Raw genomic sequence first — 16,791 nt, 5'->3', positions numbered from 1 at the left:
CTTGCGATTCTGCTCGGTGCTGCGGGGTGCAGCTGCTGATAGGCGTGCTCCTCCTCACAGGTTTACGCCGTGTCCGCAGGACGGTCAACACAGGCCGTCAACAGCCCCTACAGCTGCGGCAGCTTCACAAATTCCTCGAGTGCCATCGGGTCCTGACCGGTGAGGCCGCGCACGTCCGACGTCGCCCCGGCCAGCTCTCCGGCGGCGATCGCCGTGTACGTGCTGACCCAGGCCTCGACCTGCCACGCCGGTGCGCCGTAGGAAGCGCGCGAGGCGAAGGCTTCGTCCACGGTTTCGTGGTGGTACGTGACGGTCCTGCCCGTGGCACGCGTGAGCACCTCGGCGGCGCGCGCCAGGGAGATGTCCTCCGGCCCGGTCAGGTCGTAGGTTGCCCCGGCGTGGACGGCCGGGTCACGGAGAACGGCCACCGCGGACCGGGCAATGTCCTCCCGCGCGACGGCGGCCATTACGCCGTCGCCCGCCGGACCCCGGATGACGCCGTCCTCCCCGGCCAGCATGGGCAGGAAATCAAGGTAGAAGTTGTCCCGCAGGAACGTGAATCCCATGCCGGACGCCCTGATCCGCTCCTCGGTGGCATAGTGGTCGCGGCCCAGGGTGAAGGTGCAGTCCGGCGCTGCCCCGAAGAAGGACGTGTACACAACGTGCTGCACGCCGGCATCGGCTGCGGCGTCCACGAAGGCGTAATGCTGCTGCAGCCGGTCCTCCGCCTCGGCCGCCGACACCATGAACAGGACCTTGACCCCTTCCAGGGCCGTGCGGGAAAGCGCGGGGTCCGCGTAGCTGACCGCCACCGCCGGGGCGTCCAGCAGGCGCGGCGCCCGCCGGGGGTCGCGCACCACCAGGCGCTGGGAGAACCCGGCTTCGGACAATTGGCGGGCCACCATGCCGCCAAGGACCCCGGTGGCGCCGGTGACCGCAAGGTCTGGAAGATCCGTCATGGGTGCTCCTAGGCCTCGCGGGTTGCGGGGGACTTTGTCTGGGCCGGGTCCCGTTCGGCGAGGGAGCCGACGGCGGCGTCGATCTTCTTCAGGACATCCGGGTCTAGGCGCACGCCGGCGGCAGCGGCGCTGTCGGCCACCTGTTCGGGCCGGGAGGCGCCCACGATGGCAGAGGCGACGTTCGGATTCTGCAGTACCCATGCCACCGCCAGCTGTGGCATGGTCAGCCCGGCTTCCTCGGCGACCGGCCGCAGCTCCTGCACGGCGGCCAGGACGTCGTCCCGCATCCAGCGCTGGATCATCTTGGCGCCGCCCTTGTCGTCGGTGGCGCGGCTGCCCTCCGGGAGCGGCTGGCCGGGCAGGTACTTGCCGCTCAGCACACCCTGCGCCATGGGGGACCAGACGATCTGGGAGACGCCCAGTTCCTCCGACGCCGGAACCACCTCCTCCTCGATGACCCGCCACAGCATGGAGTACTGCGGCTGGTTGGAGATGAGCTGGAAGCCCAGTTCCTTGGCCAGGGCGTGGCCGTTGCGGAGTTGCTCGGCGGTCCACTCGCTGACGCCGATGTACAGGGCCTTTCCCTGCCGGACGATGTCCGCGAACGCCTGCATCGTTTCCTCGAGCGGCGTTTCAAAGTCGTAGCGGTGCGCCTGGTACAGGTCCACGTAGTCCGTCTGCAGCCGGGTGAGGGAACCGTCGATGGATTCCATGATGTGCTTGCGGGACAGGCCGAGATCGTTCTTGCCCTTGGGGCCGGTGGGACCGAACACCTTCGTGAAGATCTCGATGGACTGCCGGCGTTCGCCCTTCAGCGCTTCGCCCAGGACGGTTTCCGCCGCGGTGTTGGCGTAGACGTCCGCGGTGTCGAAGGTGCTGATGCCGGCGTCCAGCGCCGCCCGCACGCACCGGGTGGCGACGTCGTTCTCCACCTGGGAGCCATGCGTGAGCCAGTTGCCGAACGTGATTTCCGAAATCTTGAAGCCGCTGTTTCCGAGGTATCTGAATTCCATGGGTTTCACGCTAGCGGAGATGGTTGCTCGGGGTAAGGGATACCGGCGGCTTATCTCGCTGCCTGCCCCGCGACGGGCCGCGGCCGGCGGCCAGCTGCATGGAAGCAGCAGGGTCAGGCGCGGGTGCGGGTGTCCGGGCGCTGCGCGAGCGACGTCATGGAACCGGTGTCCAGGACGGTGACATGTCCGGCGACGGCCGGTTTCCGCGCAGGCCGTGGCGGCTGGGCAGAGAGCGCCAAGGCGGACCGGACCGTTTCACCCTTGCTGGTGGCGCTGTTGTTGGTGGCACCGTTGCTTGCAGGACTGGCCGGCACGGCATCGTGGCGCAGGGCCGACTCCACGAGCGGAGCCACCTCGGTCACGCTGGCCGCGGCGACGTCGGGCGGCGGCAGGTCCCGCACGGTGACCTTGACCTCCGGCGCGGCGGCCCGGGCACGCGCCACTGCGCGGGCGTCGGCGGCAGCTACGGCGTCGGCCCAGTCCTTCGCGAGGACGGGTGGCACCGGCCGGGCGGCAGTCACCAGGGGATGGTGGACGACGGCGCTGCGGAGCGCCTCCTGAAGGCCGGCGCGGGTCCGCAGTTTCTTCCAGTCGATCGGTGCACGCGGCTCGCGGACCGGGCCGGGGGCCTTGGCCTTTTTCGCCTTGGCTTTTGCCGGCACCACTTCTGCGTCCGGGGGCAGTGGGCTTCCGTCGGCAGCGAGCCGCACGATCTCGATGGTCTCGTTTTTGGGGAGGCGGCCGAACAGCGCCATCACGATCAGCGCCACGAGGCGTCCCAGCCCCGCAATCACCAGCGTGAGCATGACGCTGATGCACAGGCCGACGAACATTAGGAAGGCAACACCCAGGGTGCCGAAAAAGGTAAGGTTCAGTGCAATCGTTGTCGGATCTTCCACTTCACCCTCCTTACCATCGGCGCCCAGCCCGTCACCGGTGTGACCGAGCCCGGTGACCACGCCGGAAAACAGCCCTTAACCACCATACGGACTATTTACTGCCGACATGCCCTCATGACAAGTGCCGGCAATTGTTGTTTCAAAGCTGTTATAGGACCTTCCCGTATCAAGCGGCCTATAGTCTGATTCAGCAAGCGGCCCACCACGTTCCCAGGGATGCCATGACCGAGCCAGAACCCTTTTCCGGTAACTGCCCGTGCCTGTCCGGCGAGCCGTATGCGGACTGCTGCGGCCGGTTCCACAGCGGTGCGGCAGAGGCAGCCACCGCCGAGCAGCTGATGCGTTCGCGCTACTCTGCCTTCGTCCTGCTGGATGCCGGCTACCTCCTGAAAACATGGCACTCCAGCACACGGCCTGCGGAGCTGGACTTCGACCCGGGTCTGGAGTGGCGGCGGCTGGACATCGTCTCCGTCGAGCGGGGCGGCCCGCTCGACACCGAAGGCGTTGTGGAATTCAAGGCGCACTTCAGCCAGGACGGCGGGCGCGGCGTCCACCACGAAACCAGCCGCTTCCTCAGGGTGGACCGGCGCTGGTACTACGTGGACGCCGTCGCGCTTCACCGGTAGGGAATGACCGGCTGGCCGGCAGCCGGTCAGCGGTCCTCCTTATTCAGTGCTCCTCATAATCCGCCGTGGGAGTGAAGCCGGCGCGGTCCACCTTGCGGTGAAAGTGCATGCCGGCCATGCCGCCCAGCACGGCACCCACCAGGGCCACCAGGGCGACCACGACGGCGGCAATGATGCCGGTGGTGGTGACCTGGCCCTCGTTGACCGGAATCCGCGGGAAGCTGTTCAGCTGCGCCAGGATATTGAACTGCTCGCCGGCGATCATGCCCAGCACGGCCACCAGCACAGCAGCGATCAGGGCCCAGATCCACACCATGAACCCCTGCTTCGCACCATTGAACCGGGCCATCCTGCCGGCGACGTAGCCGCCGCTGTAGTAGGAAGCGAAGAGGATGACCAGCAGGATGATGATGCCGGCGATCCCCACTGTCTGGTTCGAGGCGGCCCGGCCCACGGCGGCGTTCACGTCGGTGTTCGTGGCAAGTCCCACGGCGGTCCCGGCCGCGGCGACCAGGGCGGTCAGCAGCACGGCCATACCCGTGGCGGCCAGCCAGCCAAAGAACGCCGAGCCGATCTTAATGCCGCCGAACGCCTCCCTTTCGCGGGCCGCGGCCATCTCCCGGGTGGCAAAGGCCGGGTCCTCGGGCCGTGCCGTGTCCGGGCGGCCGTCCGGTTCATTGCCGGGTGTGTAGTCGCGCTCGGCGTACGGCGTGTCCGAGTCCGTGGTGTTGAGGGCCCGGGTGTGCGTGTCCGTCGCGGCGCCGGCGCTGGTCACGCCCGGACGGTCCGAACGCCGGTTCTGGGTGGCATCGTAGACAGGCGTGGCTTCCGTGGGGGCGTCTGCCGCGCTGTGTTCGGGCCTGTTGAGATCGGGCCTGCTCGTTTCGGACGTGCCTGATTCAGAGGAAGTGCGCCGGGGGCGTCTGTCCCCGGAGCCGGTTGGGCTGCTCATCAGCGACTCGCTTTCATTGAACGGACCCGGACTCAGGGGCCTAAGCCGGGCAACGCAATGCCGAGGCCAAGGCACTGGCCTCAGTTTCTAGCTAACTCCGTTCAATGGGCATTAGCAAGGATGCTTAGTATCTTCGTGTCGCGCGTCTTCCCTTGTCAGGGGCGGGGAGCCAGGGCCGGCGACCGGTGCCTGGCGCGGTCAGCGGTAAGACCGGTGCAGGTTCTCCTTGGTCGACTCGCGGGCGGTGGCATCGGCGATCCACGGGCCGGTCCCTTCGGACTGGTCCAGCACGCCGGCCTCCAGCCACGTGTAGTTGCCGGCCAGCACCTTGCGCGCGACGTCGCGGTCGCCGTCGTCAGTGTTCCGCCAGAGCTGGTCGAAGTACTCGTCCACCCGGACGCGAGCCTGCTCGCAGAAGGCGTCGGCCAGTTCAAACGCGGTGGCGCCGCGTTCGGGCGCCGTGCGGAGCAGCATCTCGGCGCGGGAGCAGCTGGCGGCCATGGCGAAGAGCTCGGCCCCGATGTCCACGATCCGGCCCAGGAACGCCTGTTTGTGCTCAAGGCGGGCCTGCCAGCGGCCCATGCCGTAGAAGGTCTGGCGGGCGAGCCGGCGCGAGGACCGCTCCACGAAGCGGAGGTGCTTGGCCAGCCGCCCGAAATCACTGTAGGAGCGCGGATCCATGCCGGGGCCCGCCACCAGTTTGGGCAGCCATTTTGCGTAGAAGCCGGAGGCGCCGACGGCGGCCCGCGCCTTGTCTGAAAGGCTCGCCTCCGCGGAGGCCAGGTCCCCGGCGGCGGCGAGGTGCGCGTCCACGGCCTCGCGGGCTATCAGCAGCCGCATAATCTCGGAGGAGCCCTCGAAGATGCGGTTGATCCGCAGGTCGCGCAGCTGCTGCTCCGCGGGGACGGCGCGCTCGCCGCGGGCCTCAAGCGAATCGGCCGTCTCAAAGCCGCGGCCGCCGCGGATCTGCACAAGTTCGTCCGCGATCCGGCAGCTGATCTCGGTGGACCACAGTTTGGCCAGCGCCGCCTCGATGCGGACGTCCTTTTGCCCGGCATCGGCCATCTCGGCGGACAGCTCGAACACGGCGTCAAGGGCGAACGCCGTGGCGGCGATGAACGCGATCTTTTTGCCCACTGCTTCGTGCTTGCCCACGGGGCGGCCCCACTGCGTGCGGGCATTGGACCATTCCCGCGCGATCTTGAGGCTCCAGCGGCCCGTCGCCACGCAGAGCGCCGGCAGCGAGAGCCTGCCGGTGTTCAGTGTGGTGAGCGCAATCTTCAGGCCCTGCCCTTCACGGCCAAGCCTGTTGGCGGCGGGCACACGGACCTGGTGGAACCGGGTCACGCCGTTCTCGATGCCGCGCAGGCCCATGAAGGTGTTGCGGTTCTCCACCGTGATTCCAGGGGAGTCCATTTCCACGACGAAGGCGGTAATGCCGCCCTTGTGGACGGCGCCGTCCGCGTCGGTGTGCTGTGGAACGACGGCCATCACCACCACGAGCTCGGCGATCACGCCGTTGGTGGTCCAAAGTTTGACGCCGTCCAGAAGGTACGACTCGCCGTCGGCAGCGGGAACAGCGGTGCTGCCCATCCGGGCGGGGTCGCTGCCGACGTCGGGCTCGGTCAGAAGGAATGCCGTGACCGACCCCTCCGCGCAGCGCGGCAGGTACTTGTTTTTCTGCTCAGGCGTGCCGAACACTTTCACCGGTTCCGGCACGCCGATGGACTGGTGGGCCGAGAGCAGGGCGCCCAGGCTCGGATGCACAGAGCCCAGCAGAGCCAGCGCGCGGCCGTAATAGACCAAGGACAGACCCAGGCCGCCGTACGCCTGCGGAATCTTCATGCCGAACACGCCCAGCTCCGCCAGGCCGCGGAGGTATTCGTCGGGAATTTTCGCGTCGCGTTCGATGGTCCGTCCGGACATGGTGCGGCAGAACTCCGTCAGGCGTGCCATGAAGGCCTCGCCGCGTTCCACGTCATCGGGTTTGGCGGCGGGCCAGGGATGGATGAGGCCCAGGTCAAAGCTGCCGAGGTACAGGCCCTTGGCGAAGCTGGGCCTGGCCCACTCGGTTTCGCGTGCTGCCTCTGCGATGGCGCGGGCGTCCTCGGCGGACGCGCCCGCGCCGATCTTCTCTGGAGCGACGGGCGTTTCGGACGCGGGACTGTCCACGGGCGGCACGGCGCCCGTGCCGTCCGCAGCCGTGGTGGTTGCAGTCGTACTGGCTGCTGCTGTGCTGTTTCCAGCCCTGCTGTCAGGGGCCGGGCGTTCTGTCGCCTGGCTGTCAGTGGCGGAGCTCACGGGGCATCTCCTCTAACCGGATGACCGGCTCAAAGCCCTGGGTCCGCCGCGGGTGGAGAACCCTTCAGCTGTCCCTCAATGCTACCCGCGGGTAGGTTCCGGTGCTAGGGGACGGCTGCCCCTGAAACTCCGCGGGAAACTCGACTGCAGAGGCGTGGTGCACCAGGCTGTCCCAGGCGTGGTTGATCGCGTGGACCGTCCTGAGCAGCGCCGTGGCAATGACGAGCCACGCCAGTCTCCCCACGCCTACCAGGACGAGCGCGGCGAATGCCGCCGCCGCCACGAACAAGACAAGCACCAGGGCAAACATCAGCGTTCCAATGAACACCAAGGTGGCTGTCTCCACTGCACTCAAGTCGAACTGCATGCTTCCCCCTGCGCCGTTGCTGCGGATGGACCAGTAGCTCGAGACTAGGGCCAGGAGCGAAGCTTCCTCCAGCGTCTCGGCCATGCTGTGGCCGCCTTGATACGGGATCGAGACAATACTCCTGCGTAGGTCACAGAGTGATTGCGGAAACCTCATCTGTCACACCCGTAACGTTGTCTGCTGGGCAACCACGCCCGTTTCGGTGGCACGGGAGCGCGGCGCGGGCCGGCCGGTGGCTCTGCGTTAACCTTGTAGTTGGCAGTTTTCGGGTTTTCGGCTGCCCAGACCACCCCCAAGTTACTGAAGGAGAGTGTGTGCCCCGGTCCGCCACGTCCTCCGCTGACGCGATCAGCGCAAGGCTCAGGGACCTTGAGCTCCTCACCAAGGGGCCGGCATGGGCCCTTACCCGGTCCGCCCCGTGGGTGATCGCGGTGCTGCAGGCGTCCTTTACCCGCACCCGGCCGCAGCTTCCGCTGGAAGAGTTCCACGCCGACGTCGACTCCTTCCTTGAACAGTTGCGCCGCCAGGACCCGGGGCTGGGCGGGCATGCCAACGGGAAGTCCTTCGGCGATGAGTGGACGCGCAAGCAGTTCCTGACCCGCCGGAACCAGTCGGGGCAGATCGTTTACGAGGTCACGGAGCCGGCCGCCCGCGTGCTGGCGTTCCTGGACAGCCTCTCCAGCGAAAGGTCCACGCTCAACGGCTCCCGACTGGGCACACTCCTAGGTGACGTGGAGAAGCTCGCCAACGAGACCAACCCGGACCAGAGCGCACGGCTGGAAGCGCTGGAGGAGGAGATCGAAGAGCGGCAGCGGCTGATCGAGGACATCAGCTCCGGTGACTTCGATGGCCTGCTCGACGACGACCAGGCTGTGGAAGCAGCCGGCAACATCCTGGACCTCGCCGCGAGCCTCCCCGCGGACTACAAGAAGATGCGTGACCGCATCGAGGAGCTCGTGGGCGAGCTCCGGAACCAGATCATCGAGGAATCCCTGACCAAGGGCGCCACGATGGCGCAGGTTCTTGAGGCGGACAAGCGGCTGCGCCAGAGCCCGGAGGGCAGGACCTTCCGTTCCTTCACTGCCTTCCTCGAGGACCCGCAGCAGCAGCTGCGCTTCCGTTCCGCGATCGGCGAGGTGCTCAGCCGCCAGTTCGCGGACGACCTGTCGCCGGACGACCGGGAGACCCTGAAAAATCTGGTGGCGGAACTGCGGCAGCAGCACAGCCAGATCCAGCGCATCTACGGCAAGCTCAGCGAGAGCCTGAACACCTATGTCCAGAGCGACGACTTCCGCCAGTCGGTGCGCCTGCGGAAGGTGCTGCGCGAGGCGGAGCAGGCCATCCGGTCCCTGCCCTATGAGCGTGAACGGCCGGGCCTGGTCCGCGGTCCGGTTCTGTTCAACGCCGGGTTCGAATCCCTCGCTATGGTCAAGCTCTTCGATCCGGACGAGTTCGCTGCCCCGCCCAGGCTCGCCGACCCCATCGCGTTCAGCGACTCGGACCGGGTCCGCTCGCCCCGGACCGCCAAGGCCAGGCCGGAGGCGATCCGCGCCGCGGCTGCCGGCGCCTCGACCCTCGCCGAGGCGTGGGAGCAGCTTCCGCCGGAGGAGCAGCACATCAACTCCATCCGGGCGCTCCTCTCGCACGCACTCCACACCGGCGCCGGCTTTGACCAGCTGGCGTGGGAGGCCCTCGACTTCGAACAGATAGACGGCACCACCCGCAAGGCATACCTGCCGGTGGTAACGCTCAAGAAGGATTAGCGATGACTGAAGAGATAACGACGGCGGACGCCGGGCTGGGCGAGCGCGCCGAAACCCCGCAGGTTGAGCCTGCCGAAGCCACGGCAGGGGCGGCATCGGCTGCGGAGTCACCCCGCTCCGACCCGTTCACGGTCACGCCCCGCGACACGTTTGTGGACGGCGCCGCACTCTTTCCGGGTGACACCGGAGTGCTGCCCATGAAGGTCCGCCAGGCCCTCGTGAAGCTGCTGAAAGGCCCGTATGTCGACGGCGGCCGGGACGAGAAACTCTGGACAACGCTGCTGGACAACCAGCTGATCCTGCGCAGCCGCCTCTCGGAGCTTTTCCTCACGCTGCAGCTGGATCACGAGCGGAAGATCGCGGTGCTGCGTCCCGTTGACCCCGAGGCAATCGGCGGCAGTGCCCGCTCCAGCATCCTGCGCCAGCAGCGTGCCCTGAGCCGGGTGGAAACCATCGTGCTGCTGCGCCTCCGGCTCCTGCTGGACCGCCACGTGACGGCGCAGACGGACCCCACCATCACCCGCGAAGAAATCGCCGAACTCGTGGCGCACTACCAGCCGGCCGGCCAGCAGGACGCCCTGCGCGACTCGGACGTGGTGAACCGCGCGATCACCAAGCTCCTCGCCCGCCAGCTCCTGCTCACCACCGGCCTGGACGACGTCTACACCATCTCCAACGCCCTGCCCCTGGCCCTCCCCTTCGACAACATAGGCGACATCCCCGCCCAAATCGAAGCCCTAATAGCCGCCACGGCAGACCCCACGGGCACCGAAGCAATGCTGGAACTCGATGACAATCCGCTGGTTGAGCCTGTCGAAACCGATGAAGACGACGACGCCGAAGGTGAGACGAACAACGACGCATCGGCTGCGGAGTCAACGGCAACCACGGCGGAAGGGGAAGAAGCATGAGCATCGCAACCATGCTTCCGCTGGGCGAGGTCGTTAACCCGGGCCAGATGCGCCTGGCACTGGTGCAGGTGGTCAACTGGGGCACGTTCCATGGCGCCCACACGATGCACGTGGACCGCAACGGCACCCTGCTGACCGGCAATTCGGGCGTGGGCAAGTCGACACTGTTTGACGCCATGCTGCGGGTGTTCGACGCCCGGCCGCGTTCCAACGAGGCCGCCGCGCAGCGCTCGGGCGCCGTGGAGGACAAGCGGACCACGTTCACGTACATGCGCGGCAAGGTGGGCGATAAGGCCGTCGGGGAGGGCTCGGCCAGCGCGTTCCAGCGCCCCGGTGCCACGTGGTCCGCCGTCGCCCTGACGTTCGACAACGCGGCGGGCACCAGGGTGACGGTGTCGGCGCTGTTTGACCTGCCCAAGAACGGCACGGAATCGAGCGTCGGCCGGTATTACGTGATCGACAACAGCCCGCTGGACCTCGCCGCGATCGAGGACATCGCCGAGAAGCGCTTCACCCGGGCTGCACTGGAAAACATCTTCCCGGACGCCCAGGTTTTTGACGTCCACAAGGCGTTCGCGGAGCGGTTCCGCCGGCTCCTGGGCATCAACTCGGACCAGGCGCTGCCCCTGCTCCGCGTCATCCAGGCCGGAAAGGGCCTGGGCGGCAGCGTAAACACGTTCTTCCGCGACCAGGTGCTGGACGCCCCGGCCACCCTGGCCGCGGCGGACGACGTCGTCGAGGAATTCAGCAACCTCATGTCCATCCGGCAGCGCCTGGAGGACGTCCGGCAGCAGCGCGACCAACTGGCCCCCGTCCCGGGCCTGAACCGGGAGTACGCGCAGTCGCTTCTGGACGCGAACCGGCTCCGCGAGCTCACGGGCGAGGAGTTCGAGGCCTACCGGCAGCAGCTTGCTGTCACCGTGCACGAGAAAACCCTGGCCCGCTTCAAGGCGCTCGCCCAGACGAAGGCCAAGGAGCTCGCAGCGGAACGCGGCGTGCGGGACGGCCTGGCCAAGGAGCTCCGGCAGCTCGAGGCGGACTACAACAACCAGGGCGGCAACGCCATCTCCTCGATCGAGCAGTCCCTCGAGAACGCCCGGGTGGGGCTAAAGCTCCGCCAGCAGGTGGAGGAGGCGGCCCGGCAGGCGCTGACGGACGCCGGTCTGGACCTGGAGTGGACGGCTGAAGGCTGGGAGCAGGCCCACGAACAGGCGGCCAGCCGCTCGGCCGAGCTGAAGGATGACTCCGCGGCCCTGCAGGAGCTCCGCTTCGAGGCCTTCGACGCCCATGCCACGAAGAAACGCGAGCTTGCCGCGGCCGAACAGGAGCTTGTGTCGCTGAAGACGCGCAAGTCCCTGCTGCCGCCGTCGAGTATTGAAAACCGGTCCGCCATTGCGGCCGCCACCGGCGTTCCCGAGGAGCAGATGCCGTTCGGCGGCGAGCTGATCGACCTTGCCGAGGGCCAGGAACAGTGGCGTCCCGCCGCTGAACGTGCCCTGCGGAACCTGGCCACCACGCTGCTTGTTCCGGGTGAACATTTCGCTGCGGTCACCCGCTACCTGAACGGCCACACGGTCCGCGGCGCCTTGCGCGCGGTGGACGTATCCAAGCCGCTCGCCGGGGCGGCGCTCGCGGTGGAGGACGTGGCCGACGGCGACCTGCTGACCAAGCTGGACATCCTCACCACCGGGACAAGCGCGGAAGCCGGGGTGTGGATCCGTGAGCGGATCGCCCTCGACTTCGCGTACCCGTGCGTGGAGAACCCGGACGAACTGGCGGGCCTGGACAAGGGCCTGAGCATCGGCGGCGTGGTCAAGCGCAATAGGCATACCGTGGAGAAGGACGACCGGTTCACCAGCCGCCAGGATTACGTCCTCGGGTTCGACAACGCCTCCAAGCTGGAGCTCGTAGCCGGGCAGGCGGAAGACCTGCGCCAGGAACTGGCCAAGGCGGCGCAGCTGGCCCAAAGCCGCGAGGAATCACACCAGGGCATGTCACGGCAGCTCGAGGCCCTGCGCCGGGTGGCCGAGGACCACCGCCCGTGGGAACAGGTCTCGGCAGCGGTGGCTGCCGACGAGCTCGGCAGGATTGAGCAGCGGCTCAAGGACGCCCTCGCCGCCCAAGCCGACCTCGAACCGCTTCGCGCCAATATCGAAGCGGCGCGCCAGAAGCACCAGTCCAGCACCGAGGCAGCCGCGGTGCTGCAGAGCGAATACAAGTCGCTGGACCAGCAGCTCACCGCCTCCGATTCACTGCTGGAAGCCGCACGTACCCGCCTGAACCAGGCCCCGCCGTCGGACTCCACCACCGCAGCGCTGGCGCCCTACTTCGCCGAATTCGGCGACGTCACGGAAATGCACGAACTGGACAACCTCGCCGGCCGGGTGCGGTCCCAGCTGCTCGGTGACCTGCACGGTGCAGAGTCCCGCGCCCAGGCCACGTCGGAACGGCTCACACGGATCTTCGAAGGTTTCGTCCGCGACTGGGGCACCGCCATTTCGGCCGACCACGGCACGTCCATCGGCGCCGTCGGGGAGTTCGAGGCCCGGTACCACGCAATCATCAATGACGGGCTTCCCGCCCAGGAGGCCGAGTTCCGGCAGTTCTTCAACCAGCGCACGCACGAGTCGTTCAGCACCCTGCTCCACCTGCTGGATGAGGAGCGCCGCTCCATCACCAGCAGAATCCTGCCGCTGAACGGAATCCTGTCCGAGGTGAATTTCCACGAAGGCAGCTACCTGGAACTCGACATCAAGCAAACCCTGCCGGCCACGGCCAAGCAGTTCAAGGACGCCATCCAGAACGCGCTGAAGACCCGGCACGCCCGGCACGGCAAGACGGAAACCGCCCCCGCGGGCCAGAACGACGACGCCGAACTGACCGCCCGGTACAAATCGCTGGAGACGCTGGTGAAGCGGCTGGGGTCGCAGACTCCCGAGGACCGGCGCTGGCGCGCCGAGGTGCTGGATGTGCGCGGCCACCTGTTCATTCAGTGCAAGGAGCACCGCGAGGCCGACGCCCCCGGGAAGAAGGGCGGCAAGCGCACGGAAGTGTTCATGCACGCCGACACCGGCTCCATGTCCGGTGGTGAACGCCAGCGGTTCACCGCGTTCATCATGGCGGCGGCGCTGAGCTACCAGCTGGGCATCGCCGAGCAGGGCTTCACCACGTACGGCACGGTGATGATGGATGAGGCATTCGTGCTGGCTTCCGAGGAATTCGCCGGCGCGGGCATCAAGGCGCTGCATGAGTTTGGCTTCCAGCTGCTCCTTGCGGCACCAGAGAACGTCATTGACCTGTCCCGGCACCTGGGCTCAGTCACCGAGATCCTGCGCGACAGGCGCACCAACCGCTCCGGCGTGCTCACCGCCCCCGTTATCACCCCGAAACCCGGAACAGAAGGCGAGTGGCGGTCCGAGGCCAATCCCGTGGATATCGTGCTGCGCTAGTCCGTAACGCTTTCCAACGGTTTATAACAAATCGATGGATTTATTGCTCGCGCCCTAGTGGCGGGCTGTTTTGGCGTGCCAGTGTGGTGACTCCACCAGTCTTCGCCGAATGCTCCACAGGGTCAGGGCACTCCCACGCGGCGGGCAAGAGCAGCCCCTTGAGAGCTTGACGGCGTCACCATGAAAGGCACCACCATGCGCCCTGCATTCCGCGCCCCCGTCATCACTGCCCTTGCTGCTGCCGCTGCCCTCTCCCTGGCGGGCTGCGGCGCCATGGTTTCGGCGGCTCCGTCGTCATCCTCCCCGGCCGCTTCCGCGAGCACCTCCGCTTCCGCGACTGCGGCGGCTGACGTCAAGACATACACGTTCCCGAACGGCCACGTGTCCTTCAAGTACCCGGCCGACTGGAAGGTTGAGCTCTTCACCGGATCCGGCTCGCCGTCGGACTCTGCCACGGCGACGGTTGTCGATGCCAGCGGTACGAAGCAGGCCACCATGTACTCCGGGCGGATCGCCGACGGCGTCTCCCACCCGGTGACCCGCACAGTCTTCGAGTCCCAGCCCGTCCCGGGCCTGGCGGCGCAGCCCGCGCCGGCCGCCCACTACGCGTTCTATGTGGACCGGATGGACAGCAATGCGACCTACCGCATGCACCTTGCGGCGGGGGCGCCCAAGCCAGGACAGGGCACCGCGCTCGACGGCATCATCCGCGCCGGGGACGGTGTGATCGTGGCGGAGGCGCAGTTTATGGAGAAGCCGTTCGCCAGTGACGCCGCGGCCAAGTCCTGGCTGGCAGGCACCGAAGGGCGGGCCCTCAAGGCGCTGCTGCTGAGCATCTCGTACAAATAGCCCGAGCCTCTGCCGGTTGAGCTGGGGCCACGACCGGAGGGTTCCCTGGCCGAGCTTGTGAGGTCAGGGGGCCGTTGGGGAGGAATGCGCGGCCGTGCAGGCGTCGATCTGGGCCTGGACGATTCCGCCGTAGTAGGCCACCAACTCGTCAAAGTCCCAGCCGTCGAAGAGCCCCAAAGTCCGGACCGTTTCGCCGAACCCGGTCATCAGGGCGGTGACCGTCGAGGCATAGCGGCGGTCCGGCGTCGCATCCCCGATCAGCCTGGCGATGCTGCCGAGGTAGCGTTCGCGCAGTTCGTTCCGCGCCGACTCGGGGTCCGGAGCATCGTGGACATTGATCGGAATCATGGCCCAGGGTTCCTGCATGCCGCGTTCCCGCCGCATCAGTACGCGGAACACCAGGGCGCCGCCGAGCTCGGACGCCGGGACGGTCAGTTCGGTGAGCAGCGACTCGTCCGGCTGCACAGCAGCGAACAGCTTGGCCTTGGAGATGAACAGTTTCATCACCAGGGCCGCCGAAACCCCGGCTTCCGCGGCGATGTCGCGGACGGTCACGGCCCGGTAGCCGCGTTCGCCGAACAGCCGCCCGGCCGCGGTCAGGATGGATTCCTGGCTGGGGCTGCTCATGCCCGCACTGGCTCCCCGCCGGTCCGCTGGGGGACGTGTTCGGCTGTAAGGTCCACGGTCACGGACCGGTTGTCGACGGCGAGCTTGCGCGCCACGGCTTGATGAGTCACGGGATGAAGCATAGTCACTATGTAGCGTCCGGCGGCGGGCAGCGGCAGTGTGTACACGCCGTCGTCGTCCGTCCTGGCGGTGTCCACGTGCTCGCCGGTGGCGTGCAGCAGCGTCACCACGGCGCCGGCCACGGGCCTGCGGCCAATGGCCGCCCGGCCACTGATTTCCAGCCGCTCGTGCAGCTGGAAGTTCTGCTTCAGTGTGCGGCCGTCGAAATCGAAGACCTCTGCCATCGGCGCCCAGCCCGCGGCGTTGGCCACTACGAGGTATTTCCCGGCGCCAGGCAGCGCCACGGAATAGTTGCCGTCGGTGTCCACGCGGCTCCAGTCCACCGGCTCGCCCTCCGTCTGGAGGACGGTGACGACGGCGGGCGTGAGCGGGCGGTGGTCCGGTGCCAGGACGCGCCCCTGCACCACCAGCTCTGCCGCTGCCGGCGCGGCGGGGCGGTGGGTGGTGATGCGCGGAATGAAGATGGCGGCGAGGACGGAGGCGGCGGATGCCAGCGCGGCCATCCAGAACACATCCCTGAAGGCATCGAACGAGGGCAGCCGGGCCGCGCCGAGCGGAATGGTGACCGAGGTGAGCACGGCGGCGACGGCGGCGCTCGACGTGGACGTGCCAATGGAGCGGACCAGGCTGTTCAGGCCGTTGGCGGAGGCGGTCTCCGTGATCGGGACGGCACCCATGATCAGTGTCGGCATGGCGGCGTAGGCGATCGCAGTGCCGACGCTCACCACCGTGGAGCCGATGATCACCCACGTGATGGAGTCGTAGAAGAACACCCGGCCCACATACCCGACGATCATCACGCCTGCGCCGGTTATCAGGGCAGACCTGCCGCCGAAGCGCCGGATGATCCCGCCGGACACCGGGGCGAACACCACCATGGCCAGCCCGGAGGGCACCATGCAGAGGCCGGCGGTGATGACGTTCAGTTCAAAGCCGTAGCCGGTGGCGCCGGGGAGTTGAAGCTGCTGGGTGGTCAGGAGCATGTTGGCGAACATCGCGAAACCGATCAGCAGCGACGCAAGGTTGGTCATCAGGACAGGCCGCCGCGCCGTGGTGCGAAGATCCACCATGGGCTGGCCCACCCTGAGCTCGTAGGGAATCCAGGCGGCCAGCAGCAGCGCCGCCGCGAGGAACAGCAGGAGGACAGGTTCCGAGCCCCAGCCCCAGGCGCCGCCCTTGGAAATGGCCAGCAGCAGCGATCCCAGGGCGGCGGATAGCACCAGCGCGCCCGCGTAGTCGAAGCGGCCGGGAGTGCGCACCCTGGATTCCGGAACCACGAGCACCACCGCCAGCAGCAGCAGCGTGCCGGCGGCCGCCGAAACCCAGAAAATCGACGTCCAGCCGAAGCTCTCATAGAGGATGCCGGCCAGCGGCAGGCCCATGGCGCTGCCGATGCCCAGGGTGGCGCTCATGAGTGCCACCGCGGAGCCCATCTTTTCCTTGGGCAGTTCATCGCGCATGATGCTGATGCCCACCGGGATCAGCGACGCGGAGAAACCCTGAAGGGCGCGCCCGATGATCAGCCACAGGAAGGTCCCGCCCAGGGCGGCCATGACCGAACCGGCCACCATGATGGCCAGGCAGATGACCATCATCTTCCGCTTGCCGTACATATCGGCACTGCGGGAGACGATCGGGGTGGCGACGGCGCTGGCGAGGAGCGTGGCGGTCACGAGCCAGGACGCGTCGTCAGGAGTGACCGACAGGATCCGCGGAAAATCGGGCAGCAGCGGCACCACGAGGGTCTGCATGAGTGCCACGAGCGTGCCGCTGAGTGCCAGCGCGGTGGTGATGGCGGACGGGCTGCGGGTTGGCTTCGGGGCGGGGGGTGCTGTCATATGTGGCGGGCCTTTGTGGGGACGGGAGCCCGCATAAGGGTGAACGGGCGTTTACTCCTTCGAGTGAACCATTGTTCACCCTTGGCTGGCAAGGCGCTGGACGTTGGTCTGGCCACT

The 16,791-nt window shown here is 67.6% G+C and carries 13 protein-coding genes; 5 read left to right on the top strand and 8 right to left on the bottom strand.

The window, feature by feature from the left end:
• Positions 1-107: 107 nt before the first annotated feature.
• The 3 genes from AC57BR_RS07070 to AC57BR_RS07060 form a co-directional block, all read right to left on the bottom strand.
• Complete coding sequence (locus tag AC57BR_RS07070; protein WP_496359063.1) at positions 108-959, bottom strand: SDR family oxidoreductase; 852 nt, start codon at positions 957-959, stop codon at positions 108-110.
• 8 nt (positions 960-967) lie between these two features.
• Positions 968-1,972: an aldo/keto reductase family protein gene (locus AC57BR_RS07065; RefSeq protein WP_496359062.1), complete on the bottom strand. Its 1,005-nt coding sequence runs from the start codon at positions 1,970-1,972 to the stop codon at positions 968-970.
• 113 nt (positions 1,973-2,085) lie between these two features.
• A complete protein-coding gene (locus tag AC57BR_RS07060; RefSeq protein WP_496359061.1) occupies positions 2,086-2,871 on the bottom strand; it encodes a hypothetical protein in 786 nt (261 codons plus the stop codon).
• 221 nt (positions 2,872-3,092) lie between these two features.
• On the opposite strand from AC57BR_RS07060, the gene AC57BR_RS07055 reads away from it, so the two are divergent.
• Positions 3,093-3,497, top strand: a complete 405-nt coding sequence (locus tag AC57BR_RS07055; RefSeq protein WP_496359060.1) for a YchJ family protein — start codon at positions 3,093-3,095, stop codon at positions 3,495-3,497.
• 43 nt (positions 3,498-3,540) lie between these two features.
• Here AC57BR_RS07055 and AC57BR_RS07050 read toward each other — a convergent pair whose 3' ends face one another.
• From AC57BR_RS07050 to AC57BR_RS07040, 3 genes are all read right to left on the bottom strand, one after another.
• On the bottom strand, positions 3,541-4,449 hold the full coding sequence (locus AC57BR_RS07050; protein WP_496359059.1) for a YrzE family protein: 909 nt from the start codon (positions 4,447-4,449) through the stop codon (positions 3,541-3,543).
• A gap of 198 nt (positions 4,450-4,647) precedes the next feature.
• Positions 4,648-6,621, bottom strand: a complete 1,974-nt coding sequence (locus AC57BR_RS07045; RefSeq protein WP_496359092.1) for an acyl-CoA dehydrogenase family protein — start codon at positions 6,619-6,621, stop codon at positions 4,648-4,650.
• A gap of 193 nt (positions 6,622-6,814) precedes the next feature.
• Complete coding sequence (locus AC57BR_RS07040; protein ID WP_496359091.1) at positions 6,815-7,117, bottom strand: hypothetical protein; 303 nt, start codon at positions 7,115-7,117, stop codon at positions 6,815-6,817.
• Between the two features lie 314 nt (positions 7,118-7,431).
• Between AC57BR_RS07040 and AC57BR_RS07035 the strand changes: the two genes are divergently transcribed.
• The 4 genes from AC57BR_RS07035 to AC57BR_RS07020 all read left to right on the top strand — a co-directional run bounded on the left by AC57BR_RS07035 (position 7,432) and on the right by AC57BR_RS07020 (position 14,089).
• Positions 7,432-8,880 (top strand): DUF3375 family protein, encoded by a 1,449-nt coding sequence (locus tag AC57BR_RS07035; RefSeq protein WP_496359058.1) that lies wholly within the window; start codon positions 7,432-7,434, stop codon positions 8,878-8,880.
• Between the two features lie 2 nt (positions 8,881-8,882).
• On the top strand, positions 8,883-9,791 hold the full coding sequence (locus tag AC57BR_RS07030; RefSeq protein WP_496359057.1) for a DUF4194 domain-containing protein: 909 nt from the start codon (positions 8,883-8,885) through the stop codon (positions 9,789-9,791).
• Positions 9,788-13,240 carry an ATP-binding protein gene (locus AC57BR_RS07025; protein ID WP_496359056.1) on the top strand — a complete coding sequence of 1,151 codons (3,453 nt, stop codon included), beginning with the start codon at positions 9,788-9,790 and terminating at the stop codon, positions 13,238-13,240. Before AC57BR_RS07030 ends, AC57BR_RS07025 begins: the two co-directional genes overlap by 4 nt.
• Before the next feature lie 180 nt (positions 13,241-13,420).
• On the top strand, positions 13,421-14,089 hold the full coding sequence (locus AC57BR_RS07020; protein WP_496359055.1) for a hypothetical protein: 669 nt from the start codon (positions 13,421-13,423) through the stop codon (positions 14,087-14,089).
• 63 nt (positions 14,090-14,152) lie between these two features.
• Here AC57BR_RS07020 and AC57BR_RS07015 read toward each other — a convergent pair whose 3' ends face one another.
• Positions 14,153-14,716 (bottom strand): TetR/AcrR family transcriptional regulator, encoded by a 564-nt coding sequence (locus AC57BR_RS07015; protein ID WP_496359054.1) that lies wholly within the window; start codon positions 14,714-14,716, stop codon positions 14,153-14,155.
• A complete protein-coding gene (locus tag AC57BR_RS07010; RefSeq protein WP_496359053.1) occupies positions 14,713-16,674 on the bottom strand; it encodes an MFS transporter in 1,962 nt (653 codons plus the stop codon). Before AC57BR_RS07010 ends, AC57BR_RS07015 begins: the two co-directional genes overlap by 4 nt.
• Between the last annotated feature and the right edge of the window lie 117 nt (positions 16,675-16,791).

This window comes from Arthrobacter sp. BGA-UO-ETr-C19, assembly GCF_059568005.1.
Note: the sequence above shows the minus strand (reverse complement) of the source record. Positions and strands in the feature narration are given on the sequence as shown.